General features: G+C 64.7%; 19 protein-coding genes. 13 read left to right on the forward strand and 6 right to left on the reverse strand.

The window, feature by feature from the left end; translation table 11 throughout:
* Window position 1: 1 nt before the first annotated feature.
* The 10 genes from flhB to queE all read left to right on the forward strand — a co-directional run bounded on the left by flhB (window position 2) and on the right by queE (window position 9,091).
* The gene (gene flhB / locus MRBLSP13_RS04645) at window positions 2-1,141 is read left to right on the forward strand and encodes a flagellar type III secretion system protein FlhB (RefSeq protein WP_363753005.1); all 1,140 of its coding nucleotides are present in this window, start codon (window positions 2-4) and stop codon (window positions 1,139-1,141) included.
* Window positions 1,142-1,236: 95 nt separating this feature from the next.
* Complete coding sequence (locus tag MRBLSP13_RS04650; RefSeq protein WP_133653811.1) at window positions 1,237-1,692, forward strand: hypothetical protein; 456 nt, start codon at window positions 1,237-1,239, stop codon at window positions 1,690-1,692.
* Between the two features lie 81 nt (window positions 1,693-1,773).
* Entirely contained in the window at window positions 1,774-3,219 is a 1,446-nt protein-coding gene (gene fliD, locus MRBLSP13_RS04655) for a flagellar filament capping protein FliD (RefSeq protein WP_363753008.1), read from the forward strand.
* A 70-nt stretch (window positions 3,220-3,289) separates the two neighbouring features.
* The gene (fliS, locus tag MRBLSP13_RS04660) at window positions 3,290-3,688 is read left to right on the forward strand and encodes a flagellar export chaperone FliS (RefSeq protein ID WP_133653809.1); all 399 of its coding nucleotides are present in this window, start codon (window positions 3,290-3,292) and stop codon (window positions 3,686-3,688) included.
* A 133-nt stretch (window positions 3,689-3,821) separates the two neighbouring features.
* A complete protein-coding gene (locus MRBLSP13_RS04665) occupies window positions 3,822-5,012 on the forward strand; it encodes an aspartate aminotransferase family protein (protein ID WP_133653808.1) in 1,191 nt (396 codons plus the stop codon).
* 135 nt (window positions 5,013-5,147) lie between these two features.
* A complete protein-coding gene (gene argF / locus MRBLSP13_RS04670; protein ID WP_363739874.1) occupies window positions 5,148-6,077 on the forward strand; it encodes an ornithine carbamoyltransferase in 930 nt (309 codons plus the stop codon).
* Between the two features lie 182 nt (window positions 6,078-6,259).
* Window positions 6,260-7,192: an Hsp33 family molecular chaperone HslO gene (locus MRBLSP13_RS04675; protein WP_363753011.1), complete on the forward strand. Its 933-nt coding sequence runs from the start codon at window positions 6,260-6,262 to the stop codon at window positions 7,190-7,192.
* Between the two features lie 90 nt (window positions 7,193-7,282).
* On the forward strand, window positions 7,283-7,684 hold the full coding sequence (locus MRBLSP13_RS04680) for a DUF3617 domain-containing protein (protein WP_363753014.1): 402 nt from the start codon (window positions 7,283-7,285) through the stop codon (window positions 7,682-7,684).
* 62 nt (window positions 7,685-7,746) lie between these two features.
* Window positions 7,747-8,439: a 7-cyano-7-deazaguanine synthase QueC gene (gene queC, locus MRBLSP13_RS04685; protein WP_363739867.1), complete on the forward strand. Its 693-nt coding sequence runs from the start codon at window positions 7,747-7,749 to the stop codon at window positions 8,437-8,439.
* A 4-nt stretch (window positions 8,440-8,443) separates the two neighbouring features.
* Window positions 8,444-9,091: a 7-carboxy-7-deazaguanine synthase gene (gene queE / locus MRBLSP13_RS04690; protein WP_363753017.1), complete on the forward strand. Its 648-nt coding sequence runs from the start codon at window positions 8,444-8,446 to the stop codon at window positions 9,089-9,091.
* A gap of 99 nt (window positions 9,092-9,190) precedes the next feature.
* On the opposite strand, the gene MRBLSP13_RS04695 is transcribed toward queE, so the two are convergent.
* From MRBLSP13_RS04695 to lipB, 3 genes are all read right to left on the reverse strand, one after another.
* Window positions 9,191-9,910, reverse strand: a complete 720-nt coding sequence (locus MRBLSP13_RS04695) for a hypothetical protein (protein ID WP_363753020.1) — start codon at window positions 9,908-9,910, stop codon at window positions 9,191-9,193.
* 75 nt (window positions 9,911-9,985) lie between these two features.
* Window positions 9,986-10,276, reverse strand: a complete 291-nt coding sequence (locus MRBLSP13_RS04700) for a hypothetical protein (protein WP_363753023.1) — start codon at window positions 10,274-10,276, stop codon at window positions 9,986-9,988.
* 60 nt (window positions 10,277-10,336) lie between these two features.
* Window positions 10,337-11,074, reverse strand: coding sequence for a lipoyl(octanoyl) transferase LipB (gene lipB / locus MRBLSP13_RS04705; protein ID WP_363753026.1), 738 nt, complete (start codon window positions 11,072-11,074; stop codon window positions 10,337-10,339).
* A gap of 86 nt (window positions 11,075-11,160) precedes the next feature.
* Here lipB and MRBLSP13_RS04710 point away from each other — a divergent pair, with 86 nt between their 5' ends.
* The gene (locus MRBLSP13_RS04710; RefSeq protein WP_363739857.1) at window positions 11,161-11,949 is read left to right on the forward strand and encodes a hypothetical protein; all 789 of its coding nucleotides are present in this window, start codon (window positions 11,161-11,163) and stop codon (window positions 11,947-11,949) included.
* Here the strand turns inward: MRBLSP13_RS04710 and MRBLSP13_RS04715 are convergent.
* The 3 genes from MRBLSP13_RS04715 to MRBLSP13_RS04725 are packed head-to-tail and all read right to left on the reverse strand — an operon-like array spanning window position 11,931 to window position 13,869.
* The gene (locus MRBLSP13_RS04715; RefSeq protein WP_363739855.1) at window positions 11,931-12,530 is read right to left on the reverse strand and encodes a GNAT family N-acetyltransferase; all 600 of its coding nucleotides are present in this window, start codon (window positions 12,528-12,530) and stop codon (window positions 11,931-11,933) included. The two genes, MRBLSP13_RS04710 and MRBLSP13_RS04715, sit on opposite strands and share 19 nt — an antisense overlap.
* Window positions 12,531-12,532: 2 nt before the next feature.
* Entirely contained in the window at window positions 12,533-13,384 is an 852-nt protein-coding gene (gene hemF, locus MRBLSP13_RS04720) for an oxygen-dependent coproporphyrinogen oxidase (protein ID WP_363753029.1), read from the reverse strand.
* Window positions 13,385-13,398: 14 nt separating this feature from the next.
* On the reverse strand, window positions 13,399-13,869 hold the full coding sequence (locus tag MRBLSP13_RS04725) for a tRNA (cytidine(34)-2'-O)-methyltransferase (protein ID WP_363739852.1): 471 nt from the start codon (window positions 13,867-13,869) through the stop codon (window positions 13,399-13,401).
* Between the two features lie 192 nt (window positions 13,870-14,061).
* Here MRBLSP13_RS04725 and petA point away from each other — a divergent pair, with 192 nt between their 5' ends.
* Both petA and MRBLSP13_RS04735 read left to right on the forward strand, forming a co-directional pair.
* Entirely contained in the window at window positions 14,062-14,643 is a 582-nt protein-coding gene (petA, locus tag MRBLSP13_RS04730) for a ubiquinol-cytochrome c reductase iron-sulfur subunit (protein WP_133653795.1), read from the forward strand.
* Between the two features lie 11 nt (window positions 14,644-14,654).
* Window positions 14,655-15,947, forward strand: coding sequence for a cytochrome b (locus MRBLSP13_RS04735; RefSeq protein WP_133653794.1), 1,293 nt, complete (start codon window positions 14,655-14,657; stop codon window positions 15,945-15,947).
* Window positions 15,948-15,957 lie beyond the last annotated feature (10 nt).

Consider the following 15,957-nt stretch of genomic DNA (forward strand, 5'->3'; position numbering starts at 1 on the left):
CATGGCCGAGAGCAATGGCGGCGGCGAAAAGACCGAAAGGCCGACAGCCAAGAAGCTGAAGGACGCGGCGAAGAATGGCGACATTCTCCAGTCCCGCGATCTCGCCACCGCATTGGTGGTGATGGCGGGCATCGGCTGGATGGCGGTCACCGGGCCTTCGATGGTCGAATCCCTGTCCGATATGCTGATAGAGGCGCTGCGTTTCCGGCGCGAGGACATCATCAATTTCGCCCCGGCCGACCGGGGTTTCGCCTTGCTCTCCGGCATTGCCCTGCCGGTCGCGGGGATATTGCTGGCGACCTTGCTCGCGGCCGTTGCGGGGCCGGCCCTGCTCGGCTCGCTCGGGTTTCGCCCCGGCGCCTTCGCGCCCAAGGCCTCGAAGCTCAATCCTGCGGCCGGCCTCAAGCGGATGTTCGGGCTCCAGGGGCTGATCGAACTCGTCAAGTCCGTTGCCAAGGTCGCGTTGCTGGGCGCCATCGGCGTCTGGATGATCTGGGACCGGCTGACGGAGATCGTGGGGCTGGGCAGGGCGGGGCTGGCGCCCGCCATGGCGGATCTCGGCAACATGTTCATCCTGACATGCTTGGTCATGGCGGGCGGCCTGTTTCTGATCGCGGGCATCGACGTTCCCGCTCAGCTGATGCAGCGGTCCAGGCGGCTGTCGATGACCAAGCAGGAAATCAAGGACGAGCACAAGGAGAGCGAAGGTTCGCCTGAACTGAAGGGGCATATCCGTCGCAAGCAATATGAGGTGCTGAGCGGTTCGACCCGCAAGGCCGTGGCGGAGGCGAGCGTCATCGTCACGAACCCCACCCATTTCGCCGTTGCCCTGCGCTACAAGCCCGGGCAGGACGCCGCGCCGGTCGTGGTGGCGCGCGGCTGCGACGCGATAGCCGCGGCGATCCGCGAGCTGGCGGACCAGAATGGCGTCACGGTGCTGCAATATCCTGAACTGGCGCGCGCCATCTACTTCACCTCGCGCGCGGGGCAGGTCGTCAATGAGGGATTGTACATGGCGGTCGCGACCGTGCTCGCCTTCGTCTTCCGGGTCGAGAATCGGATGGCTAGCGAGATGGATCGTCCCTTCATCACCGTGCCGGACGATCTGCGTTTCGATGCGGACGGCAAAAAATCTTCTTGATAATCATATGCTTGATGAAAACCGGTCGTCCTTAACTTAAGTTTAGGACTTAATATCCGTATAATATTCATGGGGACGCATTAAGATGGTGCGTCATGAACGACTATATTTCACGGACAGAGTTGTCGGTAGATCGCGGCGCGGCCCGCGCACCCTCCGCCGTGTCCGCGATCCAGCCGGTTTCGTCCTCCGCTGCCACGCAGCAGGGTGGACAATCCCCCAGGCGGGCCATGCCCGAGGATCAGCCAGCCGCCGAGGAAAGCATCGCCAGCAGCGCCGAATATGCCAAGGTGCATGCCCGCATAGCCGACATATTGGGTGATCTGCGCAGCCAGGGCGGCACCGCGACGGTCCAGGGCGCGGCCGATGAGATACAGTCGATGTTGCCGGCGCCGCAGGTGCTGGTTCCCCTGCCTCCCGCTTCGAAGGAAGCGGTGGAAAGCACCATCCGCATCGCCAAGCGCATCGCGGAGCAGGCCGCCTATGCCCATGCGGCGCAGGCCAATGTCCGCCGGGGCGCGGTAGACCAGATCCTTTCGCCGGGCATCTGAACAGGGCGCCTGCGAGAGCGCGAAAATCATTCCTAAAGGTCTTCGCGCTACGGCCGTTCTCTCTTCTGAAAGGACGGCCCAATGACTTCGGTGAGCAGCAGCATCTTGACGGCGCTAGGCGCGGGATCGGGCATCGACACCGCGTCGCTCGTCTCCAGCCTGGTAAGCGCCACCAAGGAACCGCGCCAGCAGGCCATCACCAGCCGCCAGACGTTGAATACCGCGCGGATTTCCGCCCTGGCATCGGCGTCCAGCTCGCTCGATACCTTTGCCGACGCGATGAACAGCCTGCTGTCGGGCACCAGCTATTCGGGGACGCCCGCTTCCAACGACCCCAGCATCGCAGCGGTCAGCGCGCTGCCCGGCGGCACGCCGAGCGGCCTTCCCGCCCAGCTTGAGGTGCGCAACCTGGCGACCAGCCGGACCCTGGTGTCTGCGGTCAACACCAACAGCGACGCGGCGAGCGGCGCTGCGGCGACCGTCGGCACCGGCACGCTGATGCTGCAAGTGGGTTCGGGCGCTGCCGTTCCCATCACCATCACCTCGTCCAACAACAGCTATGCCGGCCTGGCCGCCGCCATCAACGCGTCGGGCACCGGGGTCACCGCCTCCGTCATCACCGATTCGCAGGGAACGCGCCTGATGATGAAGGGGCCGACCGGCGCGGCCAATGAAATCTCGCTGACGGTTTCCTCCTCCACGCCCGACGCCAGTGGTGCGTCGCTGGACCAGTTCGCCTGGACCAAGACCAGCCTGCCCGCCGGCAGCACCATGGCCAGCGCCGCCGATCCGGGCGACGCCGTGATCCTGATCGACGGCGTGGAGCAGCATTATGCCAGCAACACCATCGACAGCGCGATCCCCTATCTGCGCATCGACCTCAACAAGGCGGCGCCGGGGACCAGCGTCACGCTCGCCACGACCGAGCCGACCACGTCGATGCGCGACCTGATGGTCGAATTCGTCGATGCCTACAACACGTTGATGAAGGCGCTGAACACGGCGACCTCCACCGGTACCGACTCGTCCAATGCTGGCGTGCTGAACGGGGAATCATCGATCCGCGACATGAAGCGGCAGCTGTCGCAGATGGTGTCGACCGCGCTCAGCAGCACGGGCACCTACAGGACGCTGAACGACCTGGGCGTCAGCACCAATCGCGACGGTACGCTGTCGCTGGACACCAAGGCGCTGGACCAGGCGATCGCCGCGGATCCGAAGGCGATCACGCAATTGTTGAACCCGTCGGTCAAGACAGCCACAAATGTCGGCATTGCCGGGCTGATGGACAGCGTGCGCGACAACATCAAGAAGGATGGCGGGCCGCTCGCCACCACGCAGGACAAATATGAGAAGCTGGCGAAGGAACTGACGGATCAGCTCGACAAGCTCGATACCCAGATGACCAACTATCAGGACCAGCTCACCAAGGTCTATTCGGCCATGGAGACGCGCCTGTCGGCACTGAAGGCGACGCAGAGCTATCTCCAGCAGCAGGTCGCTCTCTGGACCAAGAACGACAACTGATTTCCAGGCGGTCGGACCGATCGCTGACTGAGAAATCGCGGAAAATGAATATCAAAGGGGTCGGAATATCATGTTCTACAATCATGGCGGGTTCGGCGGCACGGCAGCGGCGCGGCGCTATGCGGCGGTCCATTCGGGCAGCCGGATCGAGGGAGCGACGCCGCACGCGTTGGTCAAGGTGCTGTTCGACGAGCTGCTGCTGGCGCTGGACGCCGCCGCGCTGGCGGAACGCAATGGCGACCGGCTCAAGGTTTCCGACAAGCAGGCCCGCGCCATGTCGATCCTGTTCGCGCTGGAATCGAGCCTTGATTTCGACAGGGGCGGAGACATCGCCACCGGCCTTGCGCAGATCTACCGCGAGGCCCGGCGCTTGCTGCTCGTCGGCGCCAAGGAACATGATGCCGCGCCGGTCGAGCAGGCCCGCCTGATGGTCGGCGAGATCGCGGAGGCGTGGGACCAGATCGGCTGAAGACAGGGGCATCCTGCGGGGTTGCGCCATCAAAGGTGCGCCTGTATAGGCAGCGCTCGCAAAGGGCGGCCCGGCGGGGGCCGCCTTTTTGCGTTTCGGACTTTGTTTGCATCAGCCCAGAAAGGGAAGGACCATGTCGATTACGCCGCTCATGCCCGTTTACCCCCGGTGCGATGTACGCCCGGTCCGAGGCGAGGGCTGCTATCTGATCGGGGAGCGCGGCGAGCGTTATCTGGATTTCGCCAGCGGCATCGCGGTCAACCTGCTGGGTCATGGCCATCCCAGGCTGGTCAAGGCGATCGCGGATCAGGCCGCGACGCTGATGCACACGTCGAACCTCTACGGCATGCCGCTGGGCGAGAAGTTCGCGCAGCGCCTGGTCGACACGACCTTTGCCGACACGGTGTTCTTCACCAATTCGGGTGCGGAAGCGGTGGAGTGCGCGATCAAGACCGCGCGCCGCTATCATTATGTCAATGGCCAGGCGCACCGGCACAAGATCATCAGCTTCGACAACGCCTTCCACGGGCGGACGCTGGGGACGATTTCCGCCACCAGCCAGCCCAAGATGCGTGACGGCTTCGAACCGCTGCTGCCCGGCTTCACCGTGGTGCCCTTCAACGATCTGGCGGCTGCGACGGCCGCCGTCGATGACGACACCGCCGGTTTCCTGGTGGAAACGGTGCAGGGCGAAGGCGGCGTAACCCCGGCGACGCAGGAATTCCTCTCCGGCCTGCGCAAGCTGTGCGACGAGCAGGGGCTGCTGCTGATCCTGGATGAAGTGCAGTGCGGCTATGCCCGCACCGGCACGTTCTTCGCCCATGAACAATATGGCGTGGTCCCCGACATCATGGCGGTGGCCAAGGGCATTGGCGCGGGCTTCCCGCTGGGCGCCTGCCTCGCGACGGAGGAAGCGGCCAAGGGCATGGTGTTCGGCACCCATGGCTCCACCTATGGCGGCAATCCGCTGGCCATGGCGGTGGGCATGGCCGTGCTGGACGAGGTGCTGGGCGAGGGTTTCCTCGACCATGTGCAGGCCATGGGCGCGCGCCTGCGTTCCGCGCTGGAGCAGCTCATCCCCAACCATGACATGTTCGAGGATGTGCGCGGCCTGGGCCTGATGCTGGGCGTCAAGCTGAAGGATGATTTCGACGCCCGCGCCTTCGTGGCGCATCTGCGCGATGATCACGGCCTGCTGACCGTTTCGGCGGGGCAGAATGTGGTGCGCATCCTGCCGCCGCTGGTGATCGAGGAAAGCCATGTCGCGGAATGCGTCGAACGGCTTTCGGCCGGTGCGCGGAGCTTTGCGGAGGCTGCGGCCTGACATTCCTGCCGTTCGTGCCGCGTGGGTAGTGGGCGACGTCGAAGACCTGTATCGAAACATCCACCCTTCGATACGTGAACGCGACATGCTCGACGGGCTGCCCGGGACGAACGGCGATTTGAAGGAAGACCTTCAATGACCAGACATTTCCTGAATCTGAGTGACGCGGGCGGCGATGCGATCGCCGCGATGATCGCCGACGCCATCGATCGGAAGGCGGCGCGCGCGAGCTGGCCCAAGGGCAGGGCCGATGCGGACGCGCCGCTCGCCGGCCATACGCTGGCGATGATCTTCGAGAAGAATTCCACCCGGACCCGCGTGTCGTTCGACATGGCTATCCGCCAACTTGGCGGCACGTCGCTGATCCTCGACGGCGCGACCAGCCAGCTTGGCCGTGGGGAGACCATCGCCGACACCGCCCGCGTACTGAGCCGCATGTGCGACGCCATCATGATTCGGACGGACGATCATGCCAAGATCGAGGAAATGGCCCATCATGCCAGCGTTCCGGTGATCAACGGCCTGACCGACCTGTCGCACCCGTGCCAGATCGTCGCCGACCTGCTGACCGTGGTGGAGCATGGCGTGGCGTTGCCCGGCAGCCAGTGGGCATGGCTGGGCGACGGCAACAATGTGCTCCATTCCATCGTCGAGGCGGCGGGCCTCATGAAGTTCGGCGTGCGTATCGCCGTGCCGGAGGGCTATGATCCCGACCCGTCCTTCGAAGCCGAGGCGCAGGCCTGTGGCGCTGACATCCTGCGCACCCGCGATCCGCAGGCGGCGGTCGCGGGCGCGGACATCGTCGTCACGGACACCTGGATTTCCATGGGGCAGGCCCATGCCGAGGAGAAGCTGAGGGCGATGATGCCCTATCAGGTGACGCCCGAACTGATGGCGCTGGCCCGGCCGACGGCGAAATTCCTCCACTGCCTGCCCGCCCATCGCGGAGAGGAAGTGGTGGAAGCGGTGATCGACGGCCCGCAGTCGTTGATCTGGGACGAGGCGGAAAACCGCATCCATGCGCAGAAGTCGGTGCTGCTCTGGGCGCTGGGGCGACTTGGATGAGCTGTTGTTTGGCCATTGGCCGCCGCTAAGCGGGCCGTGCTCCTGCCTGCGCAGGAGCATGTTGTGCTTCAAGGAGGGGGCTGCCCCACCCAATCCAAGCCCATTTGCAAGCTCGACGATCGCCCCCTATCTAATCGCCTTTGCATGATCGGCGCGTCCTGGCGCGCTGTACGGAGCCTGACTTGACCTCTTCCGCCACACTCGACCAGGCCCTTGGCTTCACCATCCCTTCGCGCCATGCGCGCGGGCGGATCGTGCGGCTGGGGCCGGTCCTCGACGATGTCCTTGCCGCCCATGCCTATCCGCCGCAGATCGAGCGGCTGCTTGCCTCCGCGCTGGTGCTGGCGGTGCTGCTGGGTTCGACGCTCAAGGATGCGGGTGGGCAGCTCACGCTTCAGGCGCAGACCGAAAATGGCGTCGTCAGCCTGCTGGTGGCCGACTACAAGGCGGGCGAGGTGCGCGGCTATGCCAAGTTCGATGCCGACCGGCTTGCCGAACTTGGCCCCGATCCGACGCTGTTCGGCCTGTTCGGCAAGGGCTATCTGGCCATCACCTTCGACCAGGCGGTGACCGGCGAGCGCTATCAGGGGATCGTCCCCCTGGACGGCGAATCGCTGGCCGACGCGGCGGAACATTATTTCTTCCAGTCCGAACAGATCCCCAGCATCATCCAGATCGCCACCCGCCATGATGCGGGGGAGGGGTGTCTGGCCGCCGGCCTGCTGCTGCAGCACTTGCCCGAGGGGGAGGTTGGGCGGGAACGGCTGCATGTCCGCCATGACCATCCCGAATGGGAACATGTCCAGGCGCTGGCCCATACCCTCAAGGATGCGGAGCTGACCGACACCGCGTTGCCGCTGTCGGACATCGTCTGGCGGCTGTTCCATGAAGAGGAGGAGGTGCGCGTCACCGATCCCACGGCGCTCAGCAAGGGGTGCCGTTGCGACCTGGAGCATATCCGCAGCGTCATCGGCCGCTTTCCCGCGGCGGAGCGGGCGGACATGGCGGATGACCAGGGCATTATCGGCGTCGACTGCGCCTTTTGCTCGCGTCTCTTCCCGGTCGCGCTTTCGAGCTTCCCGGAGGCCGGCTTTCCAGACCAGCTTCCCGGATGAATGAGTGGCCCTTCCGGATATTGCTATGAAATTGCCGCAATTGACGGGCAAGGCTGATCCAGTTCAGCAACGGTCGACAGGGGGATCGGAATGACGGCGAAGCTGCGCGCCCTTGGCGCGGCGATGGTGATGATGATGACGGTCTCCGGCGCCCAGTCGGCGGCACCCGTGTCGCGCCTGCCCAAGGGGCTGGAGACGGGCGAATGGGAATTGCGCGAACGGGGCGAGGATGGCCCGGCGCGCAGGCTCTGCATATCCAGCCTCAACCAGCTTCTGCAAAGCCGTCATGCGGGCCATGCCTGCAAGAGCTTCACCGTCAGCGATGCCGCCAGGCGGATGGTCGTCACCTATGAATGCGGCGCGGCAGGCAATGGGCGAACGGACCTGCGCATCGAAACCTCCCGACTGGTGCAGATCCAGTCGCAGGGCATCGCCGACGGCGCGCCCTTTGCCTTTGCGCTGGAGGGCCGCTGGCTTGGGGCCTGCCGTTAGCGAAAAGCGCTCCGGACGTGACCGGCTTGCGCTGATGCGTCGGGAGGCGTAGCGCGGCGCTCATGGTTGCCCATAATGGAAAATTCGCTGTCGTCCTGCTGTCGGGCGGGCTCGACTCCATGGTGGCGGGCGGGCTGGCGCGCGAGGCCGGTTATCGCCTGTTCGCCCTTTCGATCGACTATAACCAGCGTCACCGGCTGGAATTGCAGGCGGCCGCGCGCGTCGCATCGGCGCTGAACGCCATTTCGCATATCGTGCTGCCGCTGGACCTGACCGCCTTTGGCGGGTCCGCGCTGACCGCCGACATCGCCGTGCCGAAGGGCGGCGTCGGCGAGGGAATCCCGGTGACCTATGTGCCGGCGCGCAACACCATCTTCCTCTCGCTGACCCTGGGGCTGGCCGAGGTGGTGGGCGCGAACGACGTGTTCATCGGCGTCAATGCGCTCGACTATTCGGGTTATCCCGATTGCCGGCCGGAGTTCATCGACGCCTTTCAGAAGATGGCCGCGCTGGCCACCAAGGCGGGGGTGGAGGGGCATCCGATCCGGATCAATGCCCCGCTTCAGCATATGAGCAAGGCCGACATCGTGCGCGAAGCCGACCGGCTGGGGCTGGATGCAGGGTTGAGCTGGTCCTGCTACGATCCGACGCCGGATGGCAGCCATTGCGGCCTGTGCGATAGCTGCCGCCTGCGGTCCAAGGGTTTCGTGGAGGCTGGCCTGCCCGATCCCACCATCTATGCGAAGAAGCCCTGACGCCATGAGCTACGCCGTCAAGGAGATGTTCCTGACCCTTCAGGGGGAAGGGGTCCATGCCGGGCGCCGGGCCGTCTTCCTGCGTTTTGCCGGCTGCAACCTCTGGACCGGGCGGGAGCAGGACAGGGAAACCGCGATCTGCCGCTTTTGCGACACGGATTTCGTCGGGACAGACGGCGATGGCGGCGGCAAGTTCGCCGATGCTGACGGTCTGGCCGACGCCGCACTGGCCTTCTGGGGCGAGGGGCGGGAGGGGCGCTACATCGTTCTTACCGGCGGGGAGCCGATGCTCCAGATCGATGACGCGCTGGTCGATGCGCTCCATGCCCGCGGCTTTGCCATCGCGATCGAGAGCAACGGCACCTTGCCCGCGCATCCGGGGCTTGACTGGGTCTGCATCAGCCCCAAGGCAGGCAGCGAAGTGGTGCAGCGCAGCGGCAATGAGCTGAAGCTGGTCTGGCCGCAGCCGGGGCAGGGGCACAGCCTGGCCGATGTCGAGGATATGGAGCGCTGGGCCTTCGATCATTGGCTCGTGCAGCCACTCGACGATCCGAAGGCAGCGGAAAACGCGCAGGCGGCGGTGGACCTGGTGATGGGACGACCGCGCTGGCGGCTCAGCCTCCAGTCGCATAAATATCTGGGATTGCGCTGACGGCTGACGGCTGACGGTCGGGGGGCGGGGCGGCGGCCCCGCGCCCGGCCCTCTCCCCCAGAAGGGAGAAGATCACGGGTCCGTTATCGGGCGCCCATCCTATGGCTGGACCCCGATCTTCTGGTTCCATGCAAGCTGGCAGGCCGGCAGCATCTTGCCCTTCTTCCAGCATTTGGGGTCGAAGGATGGCAGGGTCAGCGAATAGCCGCGGCCCGGATCGCCGTAAAATTGCTCGCCTGCCAGGATCAGCGACTTCTTGATCGACCCCAATCCGTTGCGCGCCACCTCGTTCAGCGTACCGCGCTGGGCGAAGATCGCCTTTCGTCCGACCAGCCCCGCCGCCTGGCAGAAGCCGCGCTGCGCCTGCACCGTGGAATAGCCCGAATAGATGCGCGTGCCATATTGGTCCGACGCCATCTGGCCGGCCTTGCCCTTGCCGACCGTGCGCTGGAAATAGCCGAGCAGAGTCGCCTGCGCTGCGTCCAACTCGGCGTCATGATGGGCGATCATGGCATTATAGTTGCTGATCGACAGCAGCGTCGGCTCGAACTGGCATTGCAGCGCCGCGACGTTCAGTGCCGCGCGCAGGTTCCATACCAGGCCCGCCTTGACCTCCGCAGGCGTCGCGCCCGGCAGGCCGAGGGCGGTCGTGGCTTCGGCATCGGTCAGGGGCGGGCTCGAGAAATCGGGCGGCGACCAGAAGAATTGCGCGCTCGCCGGCTGCGTCACCAGCACTGCTCCGGTCATGGCCAACAGCAGGGCGGCGGTGCGCCCAAAGGATCGGTGCCCCATGGAACGACCCACATCACGCAATGTCATCGAAATCCCTCTTTGAAACGAGCGCTGCAAACTATCCCCCGCCCGTCTGTATCATGCCTGAACGCGTGCGCCAGCCTATTGATCCGACAGCACTTCGGTATCGGCTGCCGGCTTGGCCTCGCTTTCATTCGCCGCCGCCGCCGGAGCGGCCGCATTGTCGCTGCGGTTGGCGGGAAGCGTCATGGCCGCGCCCTCGCTCTGCACGCCGTCCAGATCCGTCATGGCGTCGGTCGTGGTGCCGTCCACCACTTCCAGATTGTTCATGGGGACGGCGGTGCTGCTTTCCTTCTTGCTGCCGCATCCGGCCAGCATCATGCATCCGGCCGAAATGAATATTGCCATTGTCGTCTTGACGTCAGGACGCATCCGGGTCTCCTAAAGCGTGCGGCATGCCCGGCAGCCCCCCACCTGGCGAAGGCCGCGACCCTAGCGGCCCGTTTCACATTGCTCAACCCCTGCTTCGTCGGCGGCGGGACACCGGCGCAGGCGGCTGATAAAGGCTGGAAAATGCCGGGCGAGCGCCGAGTCCAGCTCTGCCATCGGGACTTGGATGCCCAGCGCGGCCATGCTGGTTACGGGATATTCGGCCAGGCCGCACGGCACGATGCCTCCGAAATGGGACAGGTCGGGGCCGACATTGATCGAAAAACCATGAAGCGTGACCCAACGCCGCACCCGGATGCCCAGCGCGCCGATCTTCGCCTCCCGCCCCTGGGTGTCGTCGGTCCAGATCCCGATCCGCCCCTCCGCCCGCCGCGCCGCAATGCCGAAATCGCCCAGCGCGTCGATCATCCATCCCTCCAGATGATGGACGAAATTCCGCACGTCCCTGCCTCTTTCCCGCAGGTCGATGTTGAGATAGCCGATCCGCTGGCCCGGCCCATGATAGGTATAGCGGCCGCCGCGTCCCGCATCGTGCACCGGAAAGCGCGGGTCGAGCAGTTCGGCAGGATCGGCGCTGGTCCCGGCCGTATAAAGAGGTGGATGTTCGAGCAGCCAGACCCGCTCGGCGGCCTGCCCTTCGAAGATCGCGGCCGCCCGCGCCTCCATCTCCGCGAGAGCCTGGGGGTAATCGACCGGCGTATGTTCGACGCGCCATTCCACGTTCTGGATGGCGGAAGCCTGTTCGGCCGGGGATTGCGGGGAAGGGGATTGCCGGGACATGGCGTTTCCTTGACTTGGGCAGAGCGAGCGATCAAGTCTCCTGCGCGATTTTCAGAGTATCGGACAGGGAACAGGGCTTAAGAGATATGGCGACAATGTCCATCGGCAAGGCGTGGGAGGAGGCGGTGGCCTTTGTCGCGCGCGAAAGCAGCCTGCTGTTTCCCGTCGCCCTGCTGTTCGTCGCGCTGCCGGGCCTCATCCTGCAGGAGATGACGCCGCCCGAACTCGCCAAATGGAACCTGGCGGAAAGCACCATGCCGCAGGTTCCGGGCAGCTTCTGGCTGGCGATGATGCTGGCGGTGATCATCATCTGGTTCGGATCGCTGACCCTCTTCGCGCTTGCCCTGCGGCCCGGCATCAGCGTGGGAGAGGCGCTGCGGCTGAGCTTTGCGCGCCTCCCGGTGTTGCTGGGCGTGGCGCTGGTGGTCGCCGGCTTCCTCGCGGGCGCGGTGATCGCCGCCACGCTGGTGGTGACGATCCTGTCGCTCATCGCCAAGCCTCTCGGCGCGGCGCTGGGGCTGCTGCTGGGCGCGGGCGTGGTGGCCGTGACCATCTTCGCGAGCGTGCGGCTGCTGTTGCTCAATCCCGTGGTGATCGACGGGACCGAAGGCGTCATGGCTTCGCTGCGCCATGGCTGGGCGCTGACCAAGGGGCATTTCTGGCGGCTGTTCGGCTTCATCGTGGCGCTGACGCTGCTGTCGGCCATCGTCGGCGGCGCGGCGCAGGCGGTGTTCGGCCTGGTCGGGACGCTGATCGGCGGTCCGACCGGCGGCCGTCTGATCGGCAGCGTGGCTGCCGCTGCGGTATCGACCGTGGTGCAGGTCTATATGCTGGTGATGCTGGCGCGGCTTTATCGTCAGGCGGTGGGCAACTGACCCAGCACCGGCACATGCGGTGCGGCGTCGAGGGACAAAAGCCCCGCCAGCCGCGGATCGGCGAAGGTCTCAACTTCACGCCGGTAGGGCACGAAACCGGCCTTGCGATAAAATCCCAGCGCCGCCGGGCTGTCGAGGGTACAGCTGTGCACCCAGAAGCGCGTGACCTCCCTGCGCCAGGCCAGCGCCTTGGCCTGCGCCATCAGCCACCGGCCCAGCCCCTTGCCGGTGAGTTCAGGGATCAGCCCGAAAAAGGCCAGTTCGCAGTCGGGCAGTGAACGAAAGTCCAGTTCCAGCAGCCCCACCTCCACGCCCCGCGGATCAGTGACGGCATAAACCTCGACCGCGGGATCATGGATGATCGTGCTCAGAGCCTCATCGTCCATCACCAGACGGGAGAACCAGAGCCACGGTTCGCCCACCCGCCGGAACAGCGCGCGATAGACTTCGGGCGCGGGCGCCTTCCACGGCACCAGCCGCAATGGGGCGGGCGGGATGGGGGCGGGTTTCGGCCGTTCCCGCATTTCCAGATGGGTGACGATCGTCGCGATCTGGTCGTCGGGAACCGGCGCCAGGCCCATGTTCAGCTCCAGCTTGCCATGGGCGGCAGGCTCATCAGGATCGCGTCGACATTGCCGCCGGTCTTGAGCCCGAACAGCGTGCCGCGGTCGTGCACCAGGTTGAATTCGGCATAGCGGCCGCGCCATTCGAGCATGCGGGCATAATCCTCCTGCGACCAGCTTTCATGCATGCGGCGGCGGACGATGGGGGGAAAGGCCTTCAGAAATGCCTCGCCAATGTCGCGCGTAAAGGCGAAGTTGGCGTCGAAATCGCCCTCCAGATGGTCGTAGAAGATCCCGCCGACGCCGCGATGCACGCCGCGATGGGGGATGAAGAAATAATCGTCCGCCCACGCCTTGAACCGGGGATAATAATCCGCGTCATGCGCGTCGCAGGCGGCCTTAAGCACTTCATGGAAAAATGCCGTGTCCTCCTCCCGCGGCAGGGGAGGGTTGAGGTCCGCGCCGCCGCCGAACCAGCTTTTGGATGTCCTCAGATAGCGCGTGTTCATGTGCACGGCCGGGACATGGGGGTTGGCCATGTGCGCCACCAGGCTGATGCCGGTGGCGAAAAAGTGCGGATCTTCGCTCGCGCCATGGATCGTCTTCGCGAATTCGGGCGAGAAGGCGCCCCCTACGGTCGAGACGTTGACGCCCACCTTCTCGAACACCCTGCCCTTCATGACGCCGCGCACGCCGCCGCCGCCTTCTCCCGGCGCCAGGCCCGGTGCCTCGCGATCCCAGGCGACATAGTCGAAGCGGGCGTCGGATCCCGCCTCCCGCTCGATCGCCTCGAATTCGGCGCAGATGCGGTTCCTCAGTGATTCGAACCAGTCGCGGGCGGATTGCTGTTGCGGGTCGAGCGCCAAGGTCATTTTCGGTAACTCTGTCATTGCGGGAAACTTCCAGTCTGGCGAAGGGCCTCGGCTACCGCGATGCCCGTGGAAACGGCGATGTTCAAGGACCTAAAGCCCGGCGCCATGGGGATGCGCACGCGCACATCGGCCAGATCGCGCACGCTATCGGGTACGCCCGCGCTCTCCGATCCCATCAGCAGAACGTCGCCGGCGCGAAATTCCACCTCCGGCAAGCGTTGCGAGGCGTGGCTGCTCATCAGCATCAGCCGGCGTCCTTCGGCCCTGCGCCGGGCATCGAAGGCATCGAAATTGGCATGCCTGGTGATATCGGCGGCCGCGCCATAGTCCATCGCCGCGCGCTTCAGCTTCGCATCGGAAAAGGCGAAACCCATCGGCATGATGATGTCCACCGGCACGGAAAAGCAGGCGGCAAGGCGCAGAATCGCGCCGACATTGCCAGCGATTTCGGGTTGATAAAGGGCGATACGCATGCGCCGCGCCATAGAACAGTGCGGTTAATTCTCCTAGCCTGTCTAAAAGGCTTGGCAAATGGCGCATCCTACGGTTATCAGGCCTGCAAACCGCGCCAGGGGGAAAGGCGTGCCCATCTGCATGGGCGCTGCGGCTCTCCTGATAACATAGCCATAACGGGCAATGCGGCGGGGCCAGGGACGTTCTTGCAAGGGTTGAGGTGCATGGCGATCGTTGAACATTTGGAGAGTGAGGGGGCATCCGTCTCCGATGGAGGCGGCAGCGACGGTGTTCGTCGTCGCGATTTCATCAACATCGCTGCGGTGAGCTTTGCCGGGGTGGGTGCGGTCGCGGTGGTCATACCGCTGGTCGATCAGATGAACCCCAGCGCCGACGTGCTGGCGCTTGCTTCGACGGAGGTGGATCTTTCCGCGATCCAGCCGGGTCAGGCGATCAAGACCACCTTCCGGGCGCAGCCGCTGTTTGTCCGGCATCTGACCGAAAAGGAAATCGCGGAGGCCGACAAGGTTGATCCGTCCACCCTTCGCGATCCGCAGACGCTGGAGCAGCGCACGGTCGACGGCAAGAAGCAGTGGCTGATCACCATGGGTGTCTGCACCCATCTGGGCTGCGTGCCGCTGGGCGCGGGCGAGGGTGAGAATCGCGGCGAATTCGGCGGTTATTTCTGCCCCTGCCACGGCTCGTCCTACGACACGGCGGCCCGCATCCGTAAGGGACCCGCGCCTAAGAACCTGGAAGTGCCGAAGTACAGCTTCACTTCCGACACCGCCATTCTCGTGGGCTGAGGGGGACTGTCATGAGCTTTCCATGGGCTGAACATTATACTCCCAAGCATCCCGCGATGCAGTGGATCGACGAGAAGCTGCCTTTGCCGCGCCTCGTCTACAATGCCGTGGGCGCCGGTTATCCGGTGCCGCGCAATCTCAACTATTTCTGGAACTTCGGCGTATTGGCCGGCCTCGCGCTGATGATCCAGATCGTCACCGGCGTGATCATGGCGATGCATTATGGCGCCAACACGCTGGTCGCCTTCAGCACGGTCGAGCAGACGATGCGCGACGTGAATGCCGGCTGGCTGATGCGCTATGCGCACGCCAACGGCGCCAGCTTCTTCTTCATCGTGGTCTATCTGCACATCTTCCGCGGCCTGTTCTTCGGTTCCTACAAGGCGCCGCGTGAAATGGTGTGGCTGCTTGGCCTTGTCATCTTCCTCCTCATGATGGCGACCGCCTTCATGGGCTATGTGCTTCCCTGGGGGCAGATGAGCTATTGGGGCGCGAAGGTGATCACTGGCCTGTTCGGCGCGATCCCTGTGGTGGGCGAACCGATCCAGACCTGGCTGTTGGGTGGCTTTGCCCCCGGCAATGCCTCGCTCAATCGCTTCTTCTCGCTGCACTTCCTGCTGCCCTTCGTGATCGCCGCCGTGGTGATCCTGCACATCTGGGCGCTGCACATTCCGGGTTCCTCGAACCCGACCGGCGTGGAAGTGAAGGGGCCGCAGGACACCGTGCCTTTCCACCCCTATTATACGGCAAAGGACGGTTTCGGAGCGGGCGTGTTCCTGATCCTCTTCGCGATCCTGCTGTTCTATGCGCCCAATTATCTGGGCCACCCCGATAACTATATCGAGGCGAACCCGCTTTCGACGCCCGCGCATATCGTGCCGGAATGGTATTTCTGGCCCTTCTACGCGATCCTGCGCGCCTTCACCGTGGACTTCTTCTTCGTGCCGGCAAAGCTGCTGGGCGTGCTGGCGATGTTCGCGTCGATCCTGCTGCTCTTCTTCCTGCCCTGGCTCGATACCTCGCCGGTGCGCTCGGGCAGCTATCGTCCGACGTTCAAGAAGTTCTTCTGGATCCTGATCATCGACGTGCTGATCCTGGGCTATTGCGGCGGTGCTCCGGCGGAAGAACCCTATGTGATGATCTCCCAGATTGCCGCGGCTTATTATTTCGCGCACTTCCTGATCATCCTGCCTTTGATCTCCCGCTTCGAAAAGCCGCTTCCGCTGCCTAATTCGATCACGGAGGCTGTTCTGGCGAAATATGGCAAGACCGACGGCGAACCCGCCGCGGTTCCGGCTGAATAAGGGGGTAGAC

Origin of the sequence: Sphingobium sp. LSP13-1-1.1, assembly GCF_040676415.1 — a bacterium.
Lineage (GTDB): Bacteria > Pseudomonadota > Alphaproteobacteria > Sphingomonadales > Sphingomonadaceae > Sphingobium.